Source organism: Methylobacterium sp. P5_C11 (assembly GCF_054049775.1).
Map to the genome: position 1 here is coordinate 24,478 of NZ_JBFULS010000048.1, position 20,248 is coordinate 44,725.

18 protein-coding genes and 2 pseudogenes are annotated in these 20,248 nt (G+C 66.5%); 10 read left to right on the forward strand and 10 right to left on the reverse strand.

Annotated features, from left to right (window positions below):
• Positions 1 to 6: 6 nt before the first annotated feature.
• Positions 7 to 675 (reverse strand): hypothetical protein, encoded by a 669-nt coding sequence (locus ACXJKQ_RS21145; protein WP_457107667.1) that lies wholly within the window; start codon positions 673 to 675, stop codon positions 7 to 9.
• Between the two features lie 30 nt (positions 676 to 705).
• The gene (locus ACXJKQ_RS21150) at positions 706 to 1,089 is read right to left on the reverse strand and encodes a hypothetical protein (RefSeq protein ID WP_457107668.1); all 384 of its coding nucleotides are present in this window, start codon (positions 1,087 to 1,089) and stop codon (positions 706 to 708) included.
• Positions 1,090 to 1,636: 547 nt separating this feature from the next.
• Here ACXJKQ_RS21150 and ACXJKQ_RS21155 point away from each other — a divergent pair.
• Positions 1,637 to 1,870, forward strand: coding sequence for a hypothetical protein (locus ACXJKQ_RS21155; RefSeq protein WP_457107669.1), 234 nt, complete (start codon positions 1,637 to 1,639; stop codon positions 1,868 to 1,870).
• 1,374 nt (positions 1,871 to 3,244) lie between these two features.
• Here the strand turns inward: ACXJKQ_RS21155 and ACXJKQ_RS21160 are convergent.
• Positions 3,245 to 3,892, reverse strand: a complete 648-nt coding sequence (locus ACXJKQ_RS21160) for a TetR/AcrR family transcriptional regulator (RefSeq protein WP_457107670.1) — start codon at positions 3,890 to 3,892, stop codon at positions 3,245 to 3,247.
• A 100-nt stretch (positions 3,893 to 3,992) separates the two neighbouring features.
• Here ACXJKQ_RS21160 and ACXJKQ_RS21165 point away from each other — a divergent pair.
• From ACXJKQ_RS21165 to ACXJKQ_RS21180, 4 genes and pseudogenes are all read left to right on the forward strand, one after another.
• Positions 3,993 to 4,883 (forward strand): annotated as a pseudogene (locus tag ACXJKQ_RS21165) (NAD(P)/FAD-dependent oxidoreductase).
• A gap of 22 nt (positions 4,884 to 4,905) precedes the next feature.
• Positions 4,906 to 5,379, forward strand: a complete 474-nt coding sequence (locus tag ACXJKQ_RS21170) for a methyltransferase family protein (RefSeq protein ID WP_457107671.1) — start codon at positions 4,906 to 4,908, stop codon at positions 5,377 to 5,379.
• Between the two features lie 203 nt (positions 5,380 to 5,582).
• Positions 5,583 to 6,353, forward strand: a pseudogene (locus ACXJKQ_RS21175) (IS5 family transposase).
• Positions 6,354 to 6,507: 154 nt separating this feature from the next.
• Positions 6,508 to 6,774: a hypothetical protein gene (locus ACXJKQ_RS21180; RefSeq protein WP_457107672.1), complete on the forward strand. Its 267-nt coding sequence runs from the start codon at positions 6,508 to 6,510 to the stop codon at positions 6,772 to 6,774.
• Between the two features lie 11 nt (positions 6,775 to 6,785).
• Here the strand turns inward: ACXJKQ_RS21180 and ACXJKQ_RS21185 are convergent, their stop codons facing one another.
• The 3 genes from ACXJKQ_RS21185 to ACXJKQ_RS21195 form a co-directional block, all read right to left on the reverse strand.
• Positions 6,786 to 7,076, reverse strand: coding sequence for a hypothetical protein (locus ACXJKQ_RS21185; protein WP_457107673.1), 291 nt, complete (start codon positions 7,074 to 7,076; stop codon positions 6,786 to 6,788).
• A 1-nt stretch (position 7,077) separates the two neighbouring features.
• Positions 7,078 to 7,248: a hypothetical protein gene (locus tag ACXJKQ_RS21190; protein WP_457107674.1), complete on the reverse strand. Its 171-nt coding sequence runs from the start codon at positions 7,246 to 7,248 to the stop codon at positions 7,078 to 7,080.
• Positions 7,249 to 7,356: 108 nt separating this feature from the next.
• The gene (locus tag ACXJKQ_RS21195; RefSeq protein WP_457107675.1) at positions 7,357 to 8,460 is read right to left on the reverse strand and encodes a PAS domain-containing protein; all 1,104 of its coding nucleotides are present in this window, start codon (positions 8,458 to 8,460) and stop codon (positions 7,357 to 7,359) included.
• 664 nt (positions 8,461 to 9,124) lie between these two features.
• Between ACXJKQ_RS21195 and ACXJKQ_RS21200 the strand changes: the two genes are divergently transcribed.
• Positions 9,125 to 11,572, forward strand: coding sequence for a putative bifunctional diguanylate cyclase/phosphodiesterase (locus tag ACXJKQ_RS21200; protein ID WP_457107676.1), 2,448 nt, complete (start codon positions 9,125 to 9,127; stop codon positions 11,570 to 11,572).
• A 697-nt stretch (positions 11,573 to 12,269) separates the two neighbouring features.
• On the opposite strand, the gene ACXJKQ_RS21205 is transcribed toward ACXJKQ_RS21200, so the two are convergent.
• Together ACXJKQ_RS21205 and ACXJKQ_RS21210 are read right to left on the reverse strand one after the other, a co-directional pair.
• A complete protein-coding gene (locus ACXJKQ_RS21205) occupies positions 12,270 to 12,599 on the reverse strand; it encodes a hypothetical protein (protein WP_457107677.1) in 330 nt (109 codons plus the stop codon).
• Between the two features lie 92 nt (positions 12,600 to 12,691).
• On the reverse strand, positions 12,692 to 14,173 hold the full coding sequence (locus tag ACXJKQ_RS21210) for a methyl-accepting chemotaxis protein (RefSeq protein ID WP_457107678.1): 1,482 nt from the start codon (positions 14,171 to 14,173) through the stop codon (positions 12,692 to 12,694).
• A gap of 224 nt (positions 14,174 to 14,397) precedes the next feature.
• On the opposite strand from ACXJKQ_RS21210, the gene ACXJKQ_RS21215 reads away from it, so the two are divergent.
• The 3 genes from ACXJKQ_RS21215 (at position 14,398) to ACXJKQ_RS21225 (ending at position 18,234) form a co-directional block, all read left to right on the forward strand.
• Entirely contained in the window at positions 14,398 to 14,868 is a 471-nt protein-coding gene (locus tag ACXJKQ_RS21215) for a PAS domain-containing protein (protein ID WP_457107679.1), read from the forward strand.
• A 1,015-nt stretch (positions 14,869 to 15,883) separates the two neighbouring features.
• A complete protein-coding gene (locus tag ACXJKQ_RS21220) occupies positions 15,884 to 17,563 on the forward strand; it encodes a methyl-accepting chemotaxis protein (protein ID WP_457107680.1) in 1,680 nt (559 codons plus the stop codon).
• A gap of 275 nt (positions 17,564 to 17,838) precedes the next feature.
• Positions 17,839 to 18,234: a hypothetical protein gene (locus tag ACXJKQ_RS21225; protein ID WP_457107681.1), complete on the forward strand. Its 396-nt coding sequence runs from the start codon at positions 17,839 to 17,841 to the stop codon at positions 18,232 to 18,234.
• Between the two features lie 144 nt (positions 18,235 to 18,378).
• Here the strand turns inward: ACXJKQ_RS21225 and ACXJKQ_RS21230 are convergent, their stop codons facing one another.
• The gene (locus tag ACXJKQ_RS21230) at positions 18,379 to 18,588 is read right to left on the reverse strand and encodes a cold-shock protein (RefSeq protein WP_457107682.1); all 210 of its coding nucleotides are present in this window, start codon (positions 18,586 to 18,588) and stop codon (positions 18,379 to 18,381) included.
• A 273-nt stretch (positions 18,589 to 18,861) separates the two neighbouring features.
• On the opposite strand from ACXJKQ_RS21230, the gene ACXJKQ_RS21235 reads away from it, so the two are divergent.
• Positions 18,862 to 19,140, forward strand: coding sequence for a hypothetical protein (locus ACXJKQ_RS21235; protein ID WP_457107683.1), 279 nt, complete (start codon positions 18,862 to 18,864; stop codon positions 19,138 to 19,140).
• Positions 19,141 to 19,570: 430 nt separating this feature from the next.
• Here ACXJKQ_RS21235 and ACXJKQ_RS21240 read toward each other — a convergent pair.
• Positions 19,571 to 20,248 (reverse strand): TCP-1/cpn60 chaperonin family protein (locus ACXJKQ_RS21240; protein WP_457107684.1); only part of this gene is annotated, 678 nt, incomplete at its 5' end.

Consider the following 20,248-nt stretch of genomic DNA (forward strand, 5'->3'; position numbering starts at 1 on the left):
CGGGAATTAGAGTCCGCTACCCGTGCCGGGGTAAGAGCGCACACCCCGCCGGCCGGCGTTCGTTCCGGCAAGGCTCGTTCCCATCGGAGCCGAGGTGCCGACATCCGATGCTGTTGCCGGTGTCCAACCGTCTTGGCGCCAAGCGGCCGCCTTCTGGTCCAAGTCGACTGAGCCGTGCTGCTCCAGGATGTCCATCACCATCGGTCCGCGTGACTCGTCCGCCCGGACTGTGACCAGCGTGCCACCGCGGCGCACGCCCTCGCCATAGGCATGAGCGTCTTTCTCGCTGACGCCCGCTCCTGTGAGGCCGCCAGCAAGTCCTCCAGCGGCTGCACCAACGCCTGCGCCGGTCAGTGTGGCAACGAGCCAACCGGCGGCGACAACCGGTCCAACCCCAGGGATCGCTATCAAGCCGAGACCGGCCAGCAATCCGGCTGCGCCGCCCACCACGGTGCCGAGCGTAGCCCCCGCGCCAGTGCCGTCCTTAGCCTTCTCCTTCGTGTCGGCGCTCACATGGTCGCCGTGACGCGCGATCATGCCGGCGTGTCGATCATTTTCGTTGTTGCTGACGATGCTGATGTCGCCGTGTGGGATCCCGCCGGCTTCAAGCTTCCCGACAGCGATGCTCGCGTCCTCGTAGCGGTCGAATAGTGCCGTGATGGTCTGCTGAGTCATGATGTATATCCTTAAGGTAAAATTATAATATCACTGCGCTGCGACATTGCCTTTGAAATCGAGACCCACGGCGACGGACTTCCCACCGCGCATGGCCGTGCCGCGCCAAATGCCCTGATCGTCCTTCTTGAGGTCTTTGGCGTCCTTGAAGCCGGCCTTGTCGAGACGTGACCGGGCTTCTCCCTCCGTGAAGCTGTTGGCACCCTTCTCGAGCTTGACGTTCGCGAGGGCGCCAGTAGCGTTGCCGTCCGGGCCAAGCTTATCAGTGTTCGGGCGCGTAACGCTTTCCTGGCCGCCGGATTGCTGGCTCGTCTTCGCATCTGAAGGAGCCGGTGAGCCGGTCGTTGTAGTCTGAGCGTAAGCACTTGACCCAAGCAGGGTCACAAGCAGAGCGACGGTGACGGGGGTACGCATGGCAAGCTCCGAATTTGTCTGGACCCAAGCAATCCCTTGAGGCAACCATCCGTTCCAGTTTTAATAAAAGATCCTTTTCTGGCAAAATAATCCCGGATCTCTGAATCGCTTAGTCGATGGATCAAGCCTGATCCCGGCACAACGCCGCGACGTTCAATCGTTATTCAAAAATCGGAATGATCCGGCGAGATGAGGCCATGCGGACCATCCATCTCCCGTCCGGACGGATGATCAAAGTCCGCACTCCGTCGCCGGCCTCAAGACCGCTGGGGATAGGTTGAGGCAGTCCGTGCACGCTGAGAGTTATGTGTGGGCCACTTGAAGTGCTTCTGTTCCCGGCCCCCGCGCACAGTCGCAGATAATTTGCATCGCTTTCCCCTGCTCCCGCGTTCTACTCCTGAGTGGATCGATATTCGGTACACTTTCACACCTTGAGGAGGCGCGAATGATGCGCGGCGGATTGCTGTGGCTTCTAGGGATACCCCTGCCAATTATCCTGTTGTTGTGGTTCTTTGGCGTATTCCACTAGGCTTTGTAGATCCTAATCATGCCCTACACAGTCGAGATCACGACGCCGGCGGCGCAGATCGACGGCGAAGATCAGCCAGCGAGGTTGTATCAGCTGTCAGATCCGTTCAGCACGTTGGCCGAAGCCAAGGACGCCGCGGTCGGGCACATAGCTGGCCTCGGGCTCGATCCAGCCTGTGTCCTCTATAACGTGTTCGACCGCGAGGGTTTCACGGTTGCATCCAGTGCCGAACAGTTGGCGGAGACCGAGTGACGCGAAATCCGTGGGCCAGGGCTCCGCGGTGTCCGGTTTTCCGGCTGCGTCGACCCTCACGCGACGGTCCGGCCTCGGCTTCACGGACGGCATGCAAGGATATGACGCGCAGGACGCGACGTGTCCTTCCGGACCAGTGCCATGTGGCGTTGTGAGCGCCGCGGCTGCATCAGCAGAAGGTTTCGATTGAGCCGTTGCGGGCGCAGTCGTCGCCCGTGCCGCGATGGCCAGTAGGAAGTGGGGGGGCGGCGCCCTGCCGCCCGTCCCGGTTAAGGACGGCCCGCCACGTCGGATAAGGCAACGGACCATCAGCCATGGCAGCGCAAGCATGCGCGCTCGAGCGCAGGTCGATGCAGCAACTTCGACGGAACGAGTATACTGATGGCTGGCGATCCGACGCGCGAAGTAAAGGTGAATGGAACGTAGCGCTTGATCACCCTCGCTGACGCGCGCGGTTTGTACACGATGGAGCAGAAGCGTTGCCCATCCTGTCACGGCCGAGTGAACCTTACAGGGAACCGTCGGCGCGGGCAGTCTGAAGATTCAGCACCGTCGATCCCACACCGGCTGCTTGCTCAAGCTTGAAACCTATAGCGGAACTCCATCACCGCATCCGCAGGCGCTTGCCTGAGGGCCGGTTCGATACCGCCGTCTCAGCGCGGCACCTCGTTCACCGGCTCAGGCCGCAGGCAGGCTCGCGGCCCCGACACAGTCGTTCACTTTTCGTACTGCTGTGGCGATGGTGCGGCAGCAGTTGGACGAAGGCTCAGCTATGGTTCGAGCGTCCTTGGGGCGCCGGCCATGCTCAACCACTCCATCGTTCTTCGTGGCGCCTCGATCGTGCTCGTGCTCGCCGGCCTACTGGCGCTTGCGGACGGCATAGCCAGGACAGAGCTTGCACGGGCCGTGGATGCCTCACAGGGTGACAGCGCTCATTTGATCGTGCACGTCGCCGGCGCTGGGGGATGACCAGCCACATTGCGCCCCTGTGCCCATCCCCGTTCCGGCGGGGGTGGATCCCGGCCAGGGGGCCGAAATGCTGACCCTCAGGCGCGTGGATTTGCGACAGATCTTCCGGGGCCTTGCGTCGCACCAGCTTGTTTACCGGGCCAGGACGGTAGGGCCGCCTGAATCCTATCCGCCTCCCGCCTCGAATCGGGCCCTCGCAAGCCCACGCGATCATGATGCTCGGCAGGCCATTGGTGCTGGCCGGATCCGGCCGAAAGCAGCAGGTCCGCTTCCGAGTAGGTTCGCCGAAAAAGCGGACGGCCTCCCATCGAACCAAGTCAGTCGCACGGATAGCCATCAGTGATTCCCTGAAGCAGACCTTCGTCCGTAACCGGGGGAGGGACTGACCATGGGTCTACACCGACGCTATTTGCCCGCATGTTCGTTGCCGCGATGCGCGGCGACGAACATGGCGACTGCCGACCGGCAATAGGCTTCGATTTCAGTGTTGTCCTCTGCTCTGGCCTCATCGAAGCGTGCGATGATCAAGAGGTCGGATCCTTTAATGAGCGCGGCAAACAAACGGGCGGACTGGAAAGGATCGGGCACTTTCAAAAGCGCCTTCGCATGCATCTGACGCAGCAGGGCCTCGATTTGAGCCATGACATGAACGGATCCGGCGTCGTAGAAAATTTTACTTAGCGATTTTTGGTTTGTCTTGTCGGTCATGATCATGGCTTCGACGCTGCGGACGTCTGTGCTCAGCAGCGTGCGAAGCAGGGATGATCCCACCACCATGAGCTGATCTTCAGCCGAGCCGTCGACGCCTTCAAAAAGGGCTACCGGTGCTAACTGATGGCAGTTCGCCGCGACGGATGCGCTGAACAGTGCCTCCTTGTTCTCGAAATGCCGATAGATGCTGAGCTTAGATATTTTCGCTCGCCGAGCGACCTTGTCCAAAGTCGTCGCTTGAAAACCTAACTCCTTAAAGAGTTCGCCCGCGGCGTCGATGATCGTTTGGCCAAGCGTCTCGTTGGCGGGGCGGCCGCGACGGCCTTGGCTTTTACCGGTCACCTTATTTTCAGTCCTTGACGGTATCTTAATTATCGAATTACGATACCACGCGGTTTCCGAAATGGGCAAGCCACTCCATCCGCAACCCGGAGCCCAACTCATGGATGATGTCATCATCATCGGCGGCAACTTTGCCGGCCTTGCAGCCGCCCTGCAGGTCGGCCGTGCTTGTCGTAAGGTCGCCGTTCTCGATACCGGCCTGCCGCGCAACCGCTTCGCTGGCCACTCGCATGGCCTGCTCGGCCACGATCACAAGCCACCGTTGGACATCTTGGCCGAGGCGCGGCAGCAGCTGACGCGTTATCCTACGATCAGGCTGGTCAACGCTCGGGCCGACAGCGTCACCGGCGCCATCGACGATTTCTCTGTGGACACCGGCGACGGCGAGACCTTGAGGGCGCGCCGCCTGATCCTCAGCTACGGCGTCGTCGACCAGATGCCCAATGTCCCGGGATTTGCCGAAAACTGGGGCACGTCCATCGTGCCCTGCCCCTAGTGCGACGGCTTCGAAGCTGCCGGCCAGCATTGGGGTCTCGTCTGGTCCGGCCGGCAGTCGCACAATCAAGCCCGGCTGTTCCACGATTGGACCGATAGATTGACGGTCTTCGCCGATGGCCACGACATTCCACCAGATATTCGGGCCGATCTGGAGCGGCGCAACGTCCCCGTCGTCGACGGCCGGATCACGCAGGTCGCCAATGCCGGGGGCCATAGCGCGCTTGTCAGCCTCGATCACCGCAGTGTCGCGGTCGACATCCTGTTCGCGCATCCCCGCAACAAGCCGTCCGCAACCCTCCATGAAACGCTGGGCCTCGCCACGGCTGAAACGCCTCTGGGCCTTGCCCTCAAGGTCGACGAGCGCCGCGAGACCAGCATGCCCGGCATCTATGCCGCCGGCGACCTCACCACTCCCGGCATGCCCTCGGTCACCCAGGCATCCTCGCAAGGTGCGATGGCGGGGATCTTCGCCCAGCAGTCGATGCTGGTTTGACGGCACCGATTGGAGAATGAGCATGACCATCGAACAGGACAGCGCGGGTGTGCGCTTCCCTCCGCCCCTCATCTATCTGGGAGCGCTGCTGTTGGGGCTGACGACCGAGCGGTTCGTCACCCTTCGCTCGTTCGGCATCGACGGGCGGGTGCTGGTCGCGACGGGCGGGCTGCTGTTCGTCGCCGGCGTTGCCATGATGCTCGCTGCGGCGGGGCTGTTCCGGCGGCTAGGCACCAACGTGCGGCCGTCGCAGCCAACGGCCCTCATTGCAACGACCGGTCCCTATCGGTGGACCCGTAATCCCATGTATCTCGGCATGGCGCTAATCTATGCCGGCCTTGCCATCAGCCTCGACGGGCCGGTCGCCTTGGCCCTGCTCCCGTTGGTGCTGATCGCGATCCAGACGCAGGTGATCGCCCGCGAGGAGCGTTATCTCGAAGCGAAGTTCGGCGACGACTACCGCCGCTACAGGGCCGCGGTTCGCCGCTGGCTATGACGATCCCGCCGCTGCCGACTGCATGGCCGCGAAACCAGCGGGCTCAGCATGGCTGCGGTGCAAAGATCAAACGTCTCCCATACCGGCAGCTATCAACTTTCGAAGCTCCGAAGCTGACTGGCGGAAATCCACCCTTAGGGCCTGTTGTCGCCTGAACGGTTTGGTGAGGCTCGCGTTTTACTCTCTCCAAGATAAGAAGGATGATGCTGAGCGACGCGCAATGGTCTGAGCTGGAGCCCCTGGTCGAGGCATGCCGGCCGAAGGCCAAGACGTCACCGCAGGACCTGCAACGCACGCTCTCGGCCATTCTCTGGCGGCATCAGAACAGGGCCAAATGGCGGGCCATTCCGGAGGATCTGGGTCCCTGGTGGCGGGCCGCACAGATCTTCATCCGCTGGTCTCGTGCTGGCGCCTGGGAACGGCTCCTCAGCCTCGTGCAGGAGCGTGGGGTTCAACTCGGCATGGTGTTCCTCGACGGCACGAACATTCACGCGCACCCGACGGCGGCCGGTGCCGCCAAAAGTGGGGATCTGGGGCCGAGCGAGACACTCGTGAGGCTGTTGGCCGCTCGCGTGGCGGCTATGGCACCAAGGCTTGCGTGATCGCCGACGGGCAAGGCCGCGCCATCGCCTTCCGGCTGGCACCGGGGCAGGCCCATGAACTGCCCCATGCGGTTCCACTGCTCGACCAACTGCCCGGCGGTGCCCAAGTGGGTCGTCGGAGACCGCGGCTACACCGGTCACGCCTTCCGCGAGCACATCTGGGACATGGGTGCGCGTCCCGCGATCCCGCCTCAGCGCCACGAGGCCCCCGCCGCCTTCCCGGACTGGATCTACAATAACCGCAATCAGGTCGAGCGCCTCTGGGCCAGGCTCGAGGAATGGCGTGCCATCGCAACCCGCTACGAGAAAACCACCGCCAGCTTCATAGGCGTCCTTTCCCGCGCTGCAGCCCTCGACTGGCTCAAGCAATGACACGCCCTGGCGGCTTCCAAGTCGGGATCGCTCGCGGAGGCACCGACTAAGTCATTCATGCCGCGACGCCCTCCTCGCTCGCCGGGAGGGGCGCGACGCCGAGCCGCTGAACCCGACTAAAGCCCTGGCCGTTGATGCCGCGATGTTCGATCCGATGATCCCGCTGATCTCGGCCTCAGCGTTCGTCGGCGTGGGCTGGCTGATCATCTACGCCGGGCGGCAGTACGATGACGCAATCCGGCACACGTTGACCGTCTTCGCGCTGGTGATGGGACTGCTGGTCCTGATCGGCGTGACCGCGAAGCTTCAATCCATGATGGGCGTCGGTCGCATGTCGCATCGGATCGAGGCTCGTTCGCAGGTCGATTCAGCAGAACCGGTCCGCTTGGTGCGGAAGCCCCATGCTGGATTGAACCCCTAAAAGCGTCCGGGTCATCTGCGATCCTCCGAGTTCATCCGGATCCCGGACGCCCGGTCGGCGGATCGCACCGTGCGGAGCGGGACGCCGAACAGGGACGAGCCAGTGGAGAAGTGCGTCGTCCAGCCATGCGCCTCGGGATCGCCTTTCCTTGGTGCATCCACGARGACCATCTTGATGCCGTATCGCTCCATCTCGCGGCAGCGGCCGATTTGGCGGCGGTGACCCGTCGCCTCGACGATGGCCCGTTCCCGAGCGTCGTCGACCTCAGGCTCGGCGGCAGGAGTTGCGGTCTGCTCGATCATTTCAGGCATCCTCTTCGGTGCTCGGCGCAAAGCCTGGAAATTCGTCATCCCGGGCGTCCGCGAACGCGGCTGTCCGATCGAGAGCGTCCATGTGGCCCTCGAGCGCACGGTGGGCCTTCTCGGCCAGCCCCTCGCGAAAGGTGCGCAGCGCTTGACTACCCTTGGGTGCCATCACCGTGTCGCTTAACGGAACTCTCTCGGGGCGGGGCTGGTCGGGCAACCCGACCCAGCCCCCGCCGCTGACCACCCCGCCCGCGTCGGCGCTGGCGACCGCGCGCCGTCACGCCTCGCGGACGCCGGGCTTCTTGCCCGCCTCGAAGATGAACTCGACGCCGGCCTCCTCCAGGGCACGGCGCACGGCCAGGAGTGTCTCGGAGCGCGATCGGACTGCGGAGGCGGGATCCTCCATCCGGTTGAGCGTGGAAACCGAGACGTTGGCCAGCGCGGCCAACTCGTCCTTCGACAGGCCAGTCAGGGCTCGTGCCGCCCGGATCTGCCCGGGGGTGAGAAGCTCCTCGCCGTGGAACGGCTTGGGCGCGGCGGTCGCCACCGCTGCATCGGTCGCGGAGGACGGGGCACCGTAGCGGGTACGGCCCGCCACCTTGAGGCAGACGCCGACCCACTCGCGCACCGCCCCGTCGCGGTTCAGGACCGGCGCGCCGCGGGCGTTGAACCAGCGGTAGATGCCGTCCGCGCAGAGCACGCGGTAATCCGTATTGTAGGGCTCGGTGTGCTCGACCGCCGTCGTCCAGGCCGCGAGGGTGCGGGCGCGATCGTCGGGGTGAATGGCATCCAGCCAGCCCAGGCCCTTCATCTGCGCGTGGGTCTGGCCGGTCAGCGCCATCCACTGCGGCATCTCGCTGGGCTCGCCGTTGGCCTTGTTGACCCAGAAGACCGAGGCCGTAGCGGCGATGAGGGCGTTCAGCCGGTCGTGGCGCTGCATGAGCGCGGTCATGGTGTCGTGCTGCACGGTCACGTCGAACACGACGCCCACGCCCTGACTCGGGAGACCGTCCGACCCGAGGACGACCTCGGCATGGTGCAGCACCCAGCGCTGGGTCCGGTCCGGCCGGACGATGCGGAACTCGCGGCTGATCGGCTGACCGGAGCGCAGCACCGCGATCTGGTCGCCGTGCGCAGCCTGATCTTCGGGGTGGATCATGTCGAGGCCGAAGCCGAACGTCATGTCGGAGGCTGGGTCCAGGCCCAGGATGCGATAGAGGCCCGGCGAAGCCTCCAGCCGTTCCGAGCGCAGGTCGGCCGACCAGAATCCGACCTTGCCGGTGTCCTCGATCAGCTTGAGGAAGTGGCGTGAGGAGATCGGGCGCGGCGCCGCGCCGGCCTCGGCGGAGCCCTGGCGCCGCATCAGAGTCCGTGTGGGCATCGTCTCTCCGTCCGTCACCAGCCCCGCAGGTCGTGGATATCTTCATGCCATGGCCACGGTGTCCGGATCGTTAAAAAGGCACGCATCGGGTCACACGGAGCCGATACCGGAAGGTTTTCGCTCGCGGAATAGGAGGTAAGGGCGAAAGGGCGGCGCACGAACAGCATCGCGGCCGTGCCGAGACCAAGTTCATATCTCGGCAACGAATGGCCTGAGCTCAGTTAGTGACGATGGTCGCCGATGGAAGAAAAACCGCCATCCAGACCCGGCACGCCGGCAAGGCTCCGAAAAGACAGAAAATCAGTCCGACAAACCGGCGAATACGCGCGTGTTTCATGGACCGCTTTGAGGCTCTGGCAGCGTGGGAATTTTATATTCACAGAAAGAGCGGCGAAGGCTCCCTTCAGCATTGGGATATCACATGCTCATTCGAAGTATTGATCTCGGGGTCGGGCTCGACGCGCTCGATCCCGTGCGGGCATCGGTCGCGTGCGGCTCCGACGGCCAGGTGGCGTCCGCCCATGGCGGCCCGCGGAAGGACGGATCGAGGCGACCTTCGGGCTTGCGATCGACGATGCGGGCGCGTTCCCGCGCATGCCCCGCCGCACGTCCGGGATCGCCCGATCGCGGCGCGCCGCCGATGGCCGCGTAGAGGTGGACCGCCATGAGCGAGATCATCCTGCCGGCTGAGGCCGACGACAGCGCACTCGTTCAGGACGAGGACGCCCGCCAGCGCGCGGCGACGCGCGCGGCGATGCTCGCCGAGACGCTCCAGCTCGGCAGATACTCGGCGGTGACCCAGGCCGCCGTCGTGCTGGCGCTGGCCGTTATCTTCTGGGACATCGTTCCGCACGCCTACCTCGCCGGCCTCGCCGCGGCGGTGACCGCCCTCTGCATGGCAGCCATGGTTGCCTTGCGGCGCTACCGCGGCCGGCTCGGCGACGGTGCGCGCGCCCGGGAAGCCTTCTTCGTCCTTCACGCGCTCGCGCTCGGGCGCGGCCTCGCCTGGGCGAGCATGCCGGCGGTCCTGCTGCCGACCCTCGACAACGCCTATCGGATCGTGGTCGGCGCGGTCTGCGCCGCCCTGATCTCGCATGCCTACGTCGCGGGCTCGATCTTTTCCCTGGCGGTGCTTGCGGTGGCGCCCGTCGTGGTCGGCACGTTCGTCGGGCTCGCCGGCTGCGAGGGTCCGGTCGGGCCGTATGTCGGGGTCCTTCTGGCGATCTATGCGGCCTTCGTGTTCGTCAGCGCACGCCGGATGTGCCGGCACGCCTACCAGCGCATCCGCGACCGGGTCATGGTGCAGACGCAGAGCGAGACCATCGGGTTCCTCCTCAAGGACTTCGCCGAAGGCACGAGCGACTGGCTGTGGGAGACCGACACGGCCGGTCGGCTCCGACAGGCCCGCACGGCGGTCGCCGCCCTGCTCGGCGTCGACGCCGCCGGCCTGCGCCACAGGACGCTGCCGGCCCTTCTGCGGACGTTCGCCCATCCGGACGGCGGCGATGCGGACGCCGCGGCGGTCGCCGCCGCCATGGAGGCGCGCGCGCCCTTCCGCGACCGGACCGTCCGCCTGCAGACGGCCGATGGCACGCGGTGGCTCACGCTCAACGGCAAGCCCGTCCGCGACGCGCAGGGGGCCTTCACCGGCTACCGCGGCGTGGGCTCGGACGCCACCGAGAGCCGGGAGGCGCAGGCCCGCATCGCGTTCCTCGCGGGGCACGACAACCTGACGGGATTGCCCAACCGCGGCGGCTTCCAGGAGGCGCTGGTCGCCCTGTGCCGCGATATCCGCACCACGGCCGAGCGCCGGAGCGCCCTGTTCTACCTGGACCTCGACGGCTTCAAGGCCGTCAACGACACCCGCGGCCACCTGGTCGGGGACCGGCTCCTGCAGGAGGTCGCCGTGCGCCTGCGCGCGATCGGAGAACCGCACGGCGTCTTCCGGCTCGGCGGCGACGAGTTCGCGGTGGTCGTGCGTGACGTCGGACGCGTCGAGGCCGAGGATCTGGCCTCGCGCATCGTGGCCGCGCTGTGTCGCCCGTTCCGGATCGACGAGGCCCAGCTTGAGGTCGGGGTCAGCGTCGGCATCGCCTACGTGCCGGAGGATGCCATCGAGCCGACGACTCTGCTCATGCGCGCCGACCTCGCCCTCTACGCCGCCAAGGCCGATGGCAAGGGCCGCTGGCGCACCTTCGACCCCTCGCTGGAGGCGCGGGTCGTCCGCCAACGCCAGCTCGATCTCGACATGCGCGCCGCCCTGGCGGCGGACGAGATGGAGCTGCACTACCAGCCCCTCGTCGACATGCGGAGCGGCCGGGTCACCGGATTCGAGGCGCTCCTGCGCTGGAACACGGCCGGGCATGGCTGGATCTCGCCGGGCGAGATCATCCCCATCGCCGAGGCCACGGGCTTCATCGTCGAGATCGGCCGCTGGGCGTTGCGCCGCGCCTGCACGGACGCCCGCACCTGGCCCGACCTGCACGTCGCGGTGAACATCTCCTCCATCCATGTGCGCATGCCGAGCTTCCACGCGGAGGTGGCCGCCGTCCTCCGCGAGACCGGCCTCGCCCCGGAGCGGCTGGAGATCGAGATCACCGAGTCGGTGCTGCTCGACCACGGGCCGGAGGTGCTGGAGAACCTGAAGCGTCTGCGCGCGACGGGCGTCCGCATCGCGCTGGACGACTTCGGCACCGGCTATTCCAGCCTGAGCTACCTGACCGAGTTCCCGTTCGACAAGGTGAAGGTCGACCGCTCGTTCGTGCGCGACCTGCAGGGGCGCCCCGAGAAGATCGCGGTCGTCGAGGCCATCGCCCGGATGGCGCGTGCCCTGTCGATGAACGTGACGGTGGAGGGGGTCGAGACGCGCCAGCAACTCGACGTCCTCAGGGACAAGCGATGCGACATCGCGCAGGGCTTCCTCTACAGCCCTGCGCGTCCGGCCTCCGAGGTCGCGGCCCTCATTCGGCGGATCGAAGGTGCGGCTCCGGCGCCTTGCGCCAGCGGGGACCATCCGAAGGGCGACCCGGTCGCGACGGGGTTCGCTCCGGCGGCCGAGGCGATGCCGGCATCCGCCCCGCGCCCGGTCCTGTCGCTGGTTCGCGCTTCATGACCGGCAGGGTGCACGCAACGCTGCGACGGCCGGAAGACAGACACCAGATCGTGTGAGGCCGGCTTGGCGGCGGCATCGCAGGACGCATCCGTGAGATCGGTGCGGTGGCCGCAACTCTCGAGCCGCACTGCGCCCCCGCACAGGAGATCGTGCGCAGGGGTCGCACAACGCCTCTCGAGCCGTGAGCGGCACGCGCGAAGTGACCTCGACCATCGACAGCGCGGCGTCAGTCTCTGAGGAGACCGGCGCGGTGGCAGGCCGAGACTTGGCGTCCGCCCCCGGACCCCGCTCCAGCCCGAGCGGCTCGGAAGCGAGAGGGCCGTTTTCCACGCCCCGGTGCGGGCGGCCGGAAGCGGGGTGATGCAGGATATCGTCAACGCCGGCGACCCGGCGATCGAAACCGTGACCGGCGCCGTCGACGCCGGCGCGGACAGGGCCTCCCCGGTCGCCGGCAGGCCGCGGGCTTCGGCCGACGGGCTCAAGCGCGTTCCGGATTCCTTGGACGAGAGGCCGGCGGCCGAACCGGAATCGCTGGCGCGGGTGGAGCGGAACGTCGCCGAAGTATCGCCCCGGCTGCATGCGGAGCGGGGCGCCGAGCCGACCGTTCGGCGGTGGACCGGCGGACGCCGAGACCCGCCTCCGAAGGGAGCGGCGAGGACCGCCGAAGCATCCTCGTCGCCCCTCCCATCGGGGTGTCTCAGGCTGCGGGGATCAACGCGATGCCCGGTCGTGCCGCCCGCGACGCCTCTGCATCCGCGATCAGGTTCTCGACCGACTGAACGAAGCGCTGGATCGACATCTCCGCCGCGCGACGGCCCGGGTCGTCAGGCGGAAGGGCGTCCGCCACGGAGGCGAAGGCCACGGACAGTGCGCGAAGCGACGTGTGCAGCGACTGCCGTAGAACCTCGATCTGATGCACACGCGGGCCTGGATCGGCGCCCGCTGCGATGCAGGCCTCAAGCTCCGCGATCAGGCGACGACTGGCAGCACCGTCGAGCCGTACGGGAAGGGCGTGGATGGCGGCCATGATCGTTTCTTCCGCTCTGATGGTCGGATGACGAAAGGATTTGCGGTGTCCCAGCGTGAGGCGCGGCCGCAGCCGCGATCCCGCGGCGCCGATCAGCGTGCGAGAACGCGGGCCGCGCCTTTGGTGGTCTCGACCGCCTGGGACACGCTGCCGACCGCCTGCGAGATCGCGCCGATGTTCTGAGCGATCGCACCGACTGCCCCGGCCGCGTCCTGCATGTTGGCCGACATGTCCTGGGTGACCACGCTCTGCTCCTCGACCGCGGCGGCCGTGCGCACCACGCAGTCGCGCATCGTCTCGACCGAGGCCAGAATGGTCTGCGGGGATCCGACCACCTGGGTGGAAACGGCTTGCACGTTGCCGATCTCGCCGGCGATCTGGTCGGTGGCGCGCGAGGCCTGATTGGCGAGGTTCTTCACCTCCTGGGCCACGACCGCGAAGCCGCGGCCGGCCTCTCCGGCCCGCGCGGACTCGATCGTCGCGTTCAGCGCCAGCAGGTTGATCTGGCTGGCGATGTTCTGGATCAGGCCGACGATGCCGCTCATGGCCGTCGCCGTGTCGCTCAGCTTCTGCGTCAGCGCGCCGGCCGCCTGGGTCTGATGGTGCGCCGCGTCGCTGGTCGCGCGCGCCTTGCTCATGCTGGCCGCGATCTCGTTGACCGAGCGGGCAAGCTCCTCGGCGGCAGCGGCCACGGACTGGACGCTGTCGGACGTCTTGCCGGCCGCGATCCGCGCTTCCTCGGATTCCCGGTTCGAGCGTCCCACCGCGCGATCGACTTCGGCGAAATTCTCGTCGATGAGGACCTTCAGTTCCGTGAGTCGCATCACGTCGGCGGTGACGTCTGTCGCGAACTTGACGATCTTCGCCACCTTGCCGTGGCGGTCGAGGATCGGGTTGTACGAGCCCTCGATCCAGACCGGCCGACCATCGCGCGCCAGCCGCTTGAACTGCGCGGCCTGGTATTCCCCCCTCCGAAGCCGATCCCAGAAGTCGCTGTACTCGCGGCCTGCCCGGCTCTCGGGCTCGACGAAGATGCTGTGGTTCCGGCCCCGGACCTCGTCGAGGCTGTAGCCCATCAGGGCGAGGAAGTTGTGATTGGCGGTGACGATGGTGCCGTCGGGCTGGAACTCGATGACCGCCTGAGAGCGGCTGATCGCGGCGATCTGCGCCGAGTAGTCGAGGTTGAGCAGCCGCTCCTGCGAGTCGGCCCATTCCACCACGAAGCCGATGCGACGCCCGGCGGCCGTGAGCGGCGTCACGAGCAGGTCGAACACGCGCTTGCCGACGCGGATCGTCGCCTCGTGCGGCGTGTCGAGCGTCGCCAGCATCCGGCGCTGATGGGATGGATCCTTGTGGAAGATATCGATGTTGCTGCCGACCAGCTTGGCCGCGTCGAAGCGGAGCAGCTCGGCTTTCAGGTCGCCCTCAGCCTCCTGCATGAACTGCGTCAGAGCCGGGTTCATGTACGTGATGTTCATGCCCGCGTCGGCGATCATCACGTTGGTGCGCAGCGCAGCCAAGGCAGCGATCTCGCTGGCGCCGCCGGCCGGCGTGATCTTCCGCATCCAATTCATCACACCCTCCAAAACACCGAACGTCATCGATGAATTCTGATTGAGCCTGCCAAATGCTATGATTTTGCAATCAGATCAGTCTGCGAAGACTTAATTCGTAAGTTCCTAATGGCTCCTGAACTTGGAGGGCCACACGCGAAAAATCGGTGATATATTTCCTGTCATGCCCTTTAAGTGGGGGTTAATGGATGCTGAATATTCCTCGGGCTGCCGAGGAGCGGGCCATGACTCTGAAAGATCTCGTCCGGTACATCGCCGCCCCGCTCGACGTGGGCGTTCTGGTCACCGATGCGGAACTCGACAGACCTGGACCGACCATCCTGTACGCGAACGACGCGTTTCTTAAGATGAGCGGCTATGGGGCGGACGATGTGCTGGGTCGGTCGCCTCGGATGCTGCAGGGTTCGGGCACGAGCCGGGAGGGCACGCGGCAGGTCCAGCGTGCGTTGCGGAGCGAGGGCCGCTTCCTGGGACGCCTGCAGAACTACCGCAGGACCGGCGAAGCCTACCTGTGCGAGATCGACATCCGCCCGTTCTACGCACTGGATGGGCGTCTGGAGGCGTTCATCGCCTTCGAGCGAGAGGTCGTCCGCAGGCGGGGCAGGCCCGCGGGCGGCGGGACCGGCCGCTACAGGGCGGTCGCGGGACAGGACCTCGGTGCCGTCTCGCTGTTTGATGCGCCGATCTTTGGCTGACCGGACCTCGCCTGCGTCCCGCTCCGCGCCACGGCTGCACGGCGCGTCGGCGCGGGCAGACACCGGCGCGTGAGGACGGTGCCAGGGTTTAAACAGGACGCCCCCGATCGGGCCGGTTGCGAGAGCGGAATGGTACCCGTCCGGCATGCGGCCCCAACCGCCCGCGTCAGCAGGGATGCCGGCAGGGGAGAGAAGGTCGCATGGGACGCGCCGCATCCGAGGTGTCGGCGCCGGCGCCCACATGACTGCCGTCAGCCCGCGAGCCGCCTAACCTCCCAGTCCGACAGGTCGGAGGAGAGGCGGCAGGATCCGGTCCGATGGTCAGGGACTCCAGGCACATCCACTCGGACGCGCACGGACCGTCCCAAGTCATGTTCGGAAATGCCGGTCGGAGGCGTCGAGCGTCTCAGTCGCGTGGTGTGGCGACGGTCCGCTTCGGAGAGGCCAATGCACTGAAACAGCGTTCATCGGACCTGCTCGCGGCCCGAATTGGGCGCTGTGCCTCACCGTGAAGGCGATCCGGTCCGGCGCCTGTCAACGATCGATATGAGCGCCCCTGGCGGACCCGGACGCGAATTGCACGGAGGCAGCTCCGATCCCCCCTCTCGGTTTCACCAGGCGCCTCGATTGTTGACAACCACGCGATTTTCACCGGGAATTCAACCTACGTTTGCAGTCACAGTGGATCTCAATCATTTGACGAATGAGCACGCGTTCCGAGGCCGGTGACTGAACGACAATTTAATCAGTCACAGATTGTTCGATCTGAATACTGCATTTTTTGGTTGCAAAAGCCTTCTAATCGGCCACAAGCGGCCGGCACACGGTCGAAATGAGCGTATATCGTCCATTTTTTGCGGGCAATTTATTGCGAAGCGACCGGATTTCGACGATGCGGGTAATCAGTCGTAGCGGAACAGCGACTTAGAAATAGATTTGTCTAACCCGCCTGACGCGCCCGATAATCTTTAACTGGGCTGCATTCGGCTCCTCTTCATCATGCCGGTACCCAGTCATGAAGCTCAACGTCGCCGCCAAGATTCAGGCCATCACGATCGTCGCACTCATCGGTCTCGCCGCCCTCGTCGGATTGGCTGCCCACGGGCTGTACGGCGCTGTCACTGAGGCGCGCGCGCTCAAAACCCGGGATCTCGTCGAGGCCGCCCACGGCATCCTCGCCCACTTCGAGGCCCACGAGCGCGCCGGTCGGATGGAGCGCGCCGCAGCCCAGACCGCCGCCATCGCGACCATCAAGGCCCTGCGCTACGCCGGCAGCGAGTACTTCTGGATCAACGACATGCAACCGCGCATGATCATGCATGCCGCCAAACCGCAGCTCGATGGGACGGATCTCGGCGAGATGCGCGACCCGAACGGCAAGGCCCTGTTCCGCGAAATGGTCGAGGTTGTGAAGGCGGCAGGCGCCGGGTTCGTGCCATACCAGTGGTCAAAGCCCGGAGCGGATCAGCCTGTCGATAAGATCTCCTATGTGAAGGGTTTCGCGCCGTGGGGCTGGATTATCGGCTCCGGCGTGTACGCAAACGATACCGCCGCGCAGATGCGCCCGACGATGCTGAGCCTGTTCGCCGGACTGCTCGTCACCGCCGCTCTGGTCGGCACCATCGCCTTCCTGATCGGCCGCGGGATCGCACGGCCAGCGCTCGCGCTGGCGGACGTCATGGCCGCGCTGGCCGCGGGCGATCTGACCAAGCAGGTCCCCAACGCGCGCCGCACCGACGAGATCGGTCGGATGATCGAGGCGACCCGTGTGTTCAAGGAAGGCCTGATACGGGCTCGCGCCCTTGAGGGGCAAGCGGTCGAAGCCAAAGCGGCGGCCGAGGCGGAGCGCAAGGCCTCGCTCCTCGGCATCGCAGACGGGTTCGAGCGGTCGGTCGGCGGCATCGTCGCAAGCGTCACGTCGGCGGCGACCCAGTTGCAGGCGACGGCACAGAGCATGGCCGGGATCGCCGCCGAGACTGCGAGCCAGTCCACGACCGTGGCGGTGGCGGCTGAGCAAACCTCGACCAACATCGGTACGGTCGCCGCGGCCGCCGAGGAACTCGGCTCATCGGTGGAGGAGATCGCCCGGCAGGTGAGTGGCTCGGCCCAGCTGGCGCGAGCCGCGGACACGGAAGCGCTCCGTACGACGGACCTGGTGCATGCGCTTCAGACCGCGTCCGTGCGGATCGGCGAGGCGACAGGCCTGATCAGCAACATCGCGAGCCAGACGAACCTGCTGGCCCTCAATGCCACCATCGAGGCCGCGCGGGCCGGTCCGGCGGGCAAGGGCTTTGCGGTGGTCGCCGCGGAGGTGAAGGCGCTGGCCGAGCAGACGGCTCGTGCGACGCAGGAGATCGGTGGCGAGGTCACCCGCATCCAGGCAATGACCTTGCAGTCCGTGGCGGCGATCGATGGCATCACCGGCCGGATCCGGGAGATGAACGCCGTCGCATCCACCATCGCGGCAGCCGTCGAGGAGCAGGGCGCAGCCACGCAGGAGATCGTGCGCAACGTGAGCCAAGCCGCGACCGGCTCGGGGGAGGTCACGGCCAACGTCGCGGGCGTGGCGCAGGCATCCGAGCATACGGGGGCGGCGGCCACGCAGGTCCTGGCCTCCGCGTCCGAGCTGTCGCAGCACTCGGAACACCTGGGTACGCAGGTCGCCCGCTTCCTGGCCACCGTTCGGGCCGCCTAGGGCGCGGACGCAGTCACGTCGTTCCTGCGCATGAGCCCGAGGTCGCTGTCGAGACCTCGATCCGCGCGCGGCCCGAGGCACTCCAGGCCGCGGCCGGATCGCGGACGTGGTATCGTCCGACGGCCGTGACGTTCGCCCCCCGCGTCAGGCCGCGACGACGTGACACCGAGGACCGACCCATCATCAAGAAGCCTCATGGGCAAGGCGATCGCCCGGTGGACGCCCCACACAAGACCGCCGCTCTCGCGCGGGGCCGATCATGCGGCCCGTGCACGGTGTGTTGTCGGGTCCTGGAGATCAAGGCCCTGCACAAGCCCGCGGGGATCCTGTGCCGCCACAACACCGGCACGGCGTGCGGGATCTATCCCGAGCGCCCGGAGGCCTGCGCCCGCTGGCACTGCCTGTGGCGTAAGATTGGAGCCCTGCCGGATGAACTGAGACCGGATCGGTCGGGCGTGGTGTTCTCGCTGGAGAGCCGGCCACCGATCGCAGAGGCGCCCGACGCAGCCTGCATCGTCGGGCGCGCCGCGGACGGGGCGCAAGCCTTCGACCAAGCGGAGGTGGTCGAGGCGTTCGCCATGTTCGTTCGGGAGGGGTCGTTGCCGGTGTGGCAGGCATCCGACCGGGATGCCACCCTGGTGAGCCGGGGCGGAGCGATCCCCGCGCGGTGACATCGATGGCGCGCGGGGACAGACAGGTCATCGGTTCATCGGCGCGAGCCGATACGCAACGTGGCTCGCGGCGATGAGGGTCGGCGGACTTGAGTCAGCCGATGCGGGACGACGGCACGTGCCGCGATCCCGACCAAGGAAGGCTCAGGCGCCCTTCAGGTTGGCGGCGCTCTCCTTGCCACTGCGCCGGTCGGCTTCGACGTCGTAGGAGACCTTCTGCCCCTCGATCAGGTTGCGCATCCCAGCCCGCTCGACCGCCGAGATGTGGACGAACACGTCCTTGCCGCCGTCGTCGGGCTGGATGAAGCCGTAGCCCTTGGTCTCATTGAACCACTTCACAGTGCCGGTAGCCATAGCAATAACCCTGGTCGCCGGCACGCCAACGCGGCGTGCCGTGAGCTTCGAACCGGCCGTATCGGCCGACCGTTCCATACGTTGGATCACCCCGATGACGCTAGCGGGCGATCGCATGGGCCTTCACGGCGTTGCCGGCGTTCGCTCGGGCGGCCCCGTCATCGGGGCTATCATTGCCGCGCAGGGAGGCGCAGGATGCCGGCTTCGGCGGATCGAGGGCCTCGCGTTCCAATAGCTGGGGCGGGTCGTCGCAACGGGAGCGGGCAGGCGCGAATGGCAGACGTCGTGAGCTTCCCGAACGGCCGCTCCTCTTCCTGCGCGCTCTCGCCGTACCGGGCCTACCGGTTCGCGCCGGATGGCAGCGTCAGGTCGACCATCCCGATCGAGGCCGCCACCGACGCGGACGCGACGGAACGTGCCCTCTACCTGAGCGACGGAGACCGGGTCGAACTCTGGTCGCGGGCACGCTTCATAGCCCACGTGGGACCGCCGGACGGCCCGATCGCGACCGCGATCGCCCTGCTTGAGGACGAGCCGACGCCCGATCGGTGAGCGCGGCTTTGCGCTCGAGACTCTCGTCCCGGAGCGAGATCTCGGCTCCCGAGGCAGGCCCGAGACCAAGTCAGGCCCGAGACTCGGCGACGATCCGCTCGACCGTGCCGACCATCCATTCAGCCCTCTGGCGGCCCGGTAGCGTCGGCCGCAAGGATCTGTCGCGCGAAGTCCGGCGTTCGACTTGCTCGAGTCAACGAGGACCTCGGGCTCACGCGCAGGAACGACGTGACTGCGTCTGGGCACGGGAAGCACGCTCACGACCGAGCACCAGATCCCCGTCATGAACCCGACGCCTGCGCCGAGCGAACCGTAGATCCCGGGTCGATCGCCTGACCGGGTCAATCCAACACGGCGTCCTGCCCCGAAGCGCCCCCCGACGATCCGTCTGGCGGCGTGCCGGAGAGCGCTACGGACCTGTTTCGGCCGGTTAGAAATCCATGCCGCCCATGCCACCCATGCCGCCGCCGGCGGGCATGGCCGGAGCCTCCTTGCGCGGCGCCTCGGCGATCATCGCCTCGGTGGTCACCAGCAGGCCGGCGACCGAGGCAGCGCCCTGAATCGCCGCGCGCACGACCTTAGCCGGGTCGACGATGCCGGCCTGGAGCAGGTCGACATACTCTTCGGTCTGGGCGTTGAAGCCGAAGGTCTCCGAGCTGTCGGCCAGGATCTTACCCACCACGATCGAGCCCTCGACGCCTGAGTTCTGCGCGATCTGGCGCAGCGGGGCTTCGAGGGCCTTGAGGACGATCTTGATGCCGGCCTGGACGTCGGGGTTGTCGTTCGAGAGCGCCTTTACGGCCGCCATGGCGCGCAGCAGCGCGGTGCCGCCGCCCGGGACGATGCCTTCCTCGACCGCCGCGCGGGTGGCGTGCAGGGCGTCGTCGACGCGGTCCTTCTTCTCCTTGACCTCGACCTCGGTCGAACCGCCGACGCGGATCACCGCGACGCCGCCCGCGAGCTTGGCCAGACGCTCCTGCAGCTTCTCACGGTCGTAGTCCGAGGTGGTCTCCTCGATCTGCGCCTTGATCTGCGAGATGCGGCCCTCGATGTCGGACTTCTCGCCGGCGCCGTCGATGATCGTGGTGTTCTCCTTCTCGATCCGCAC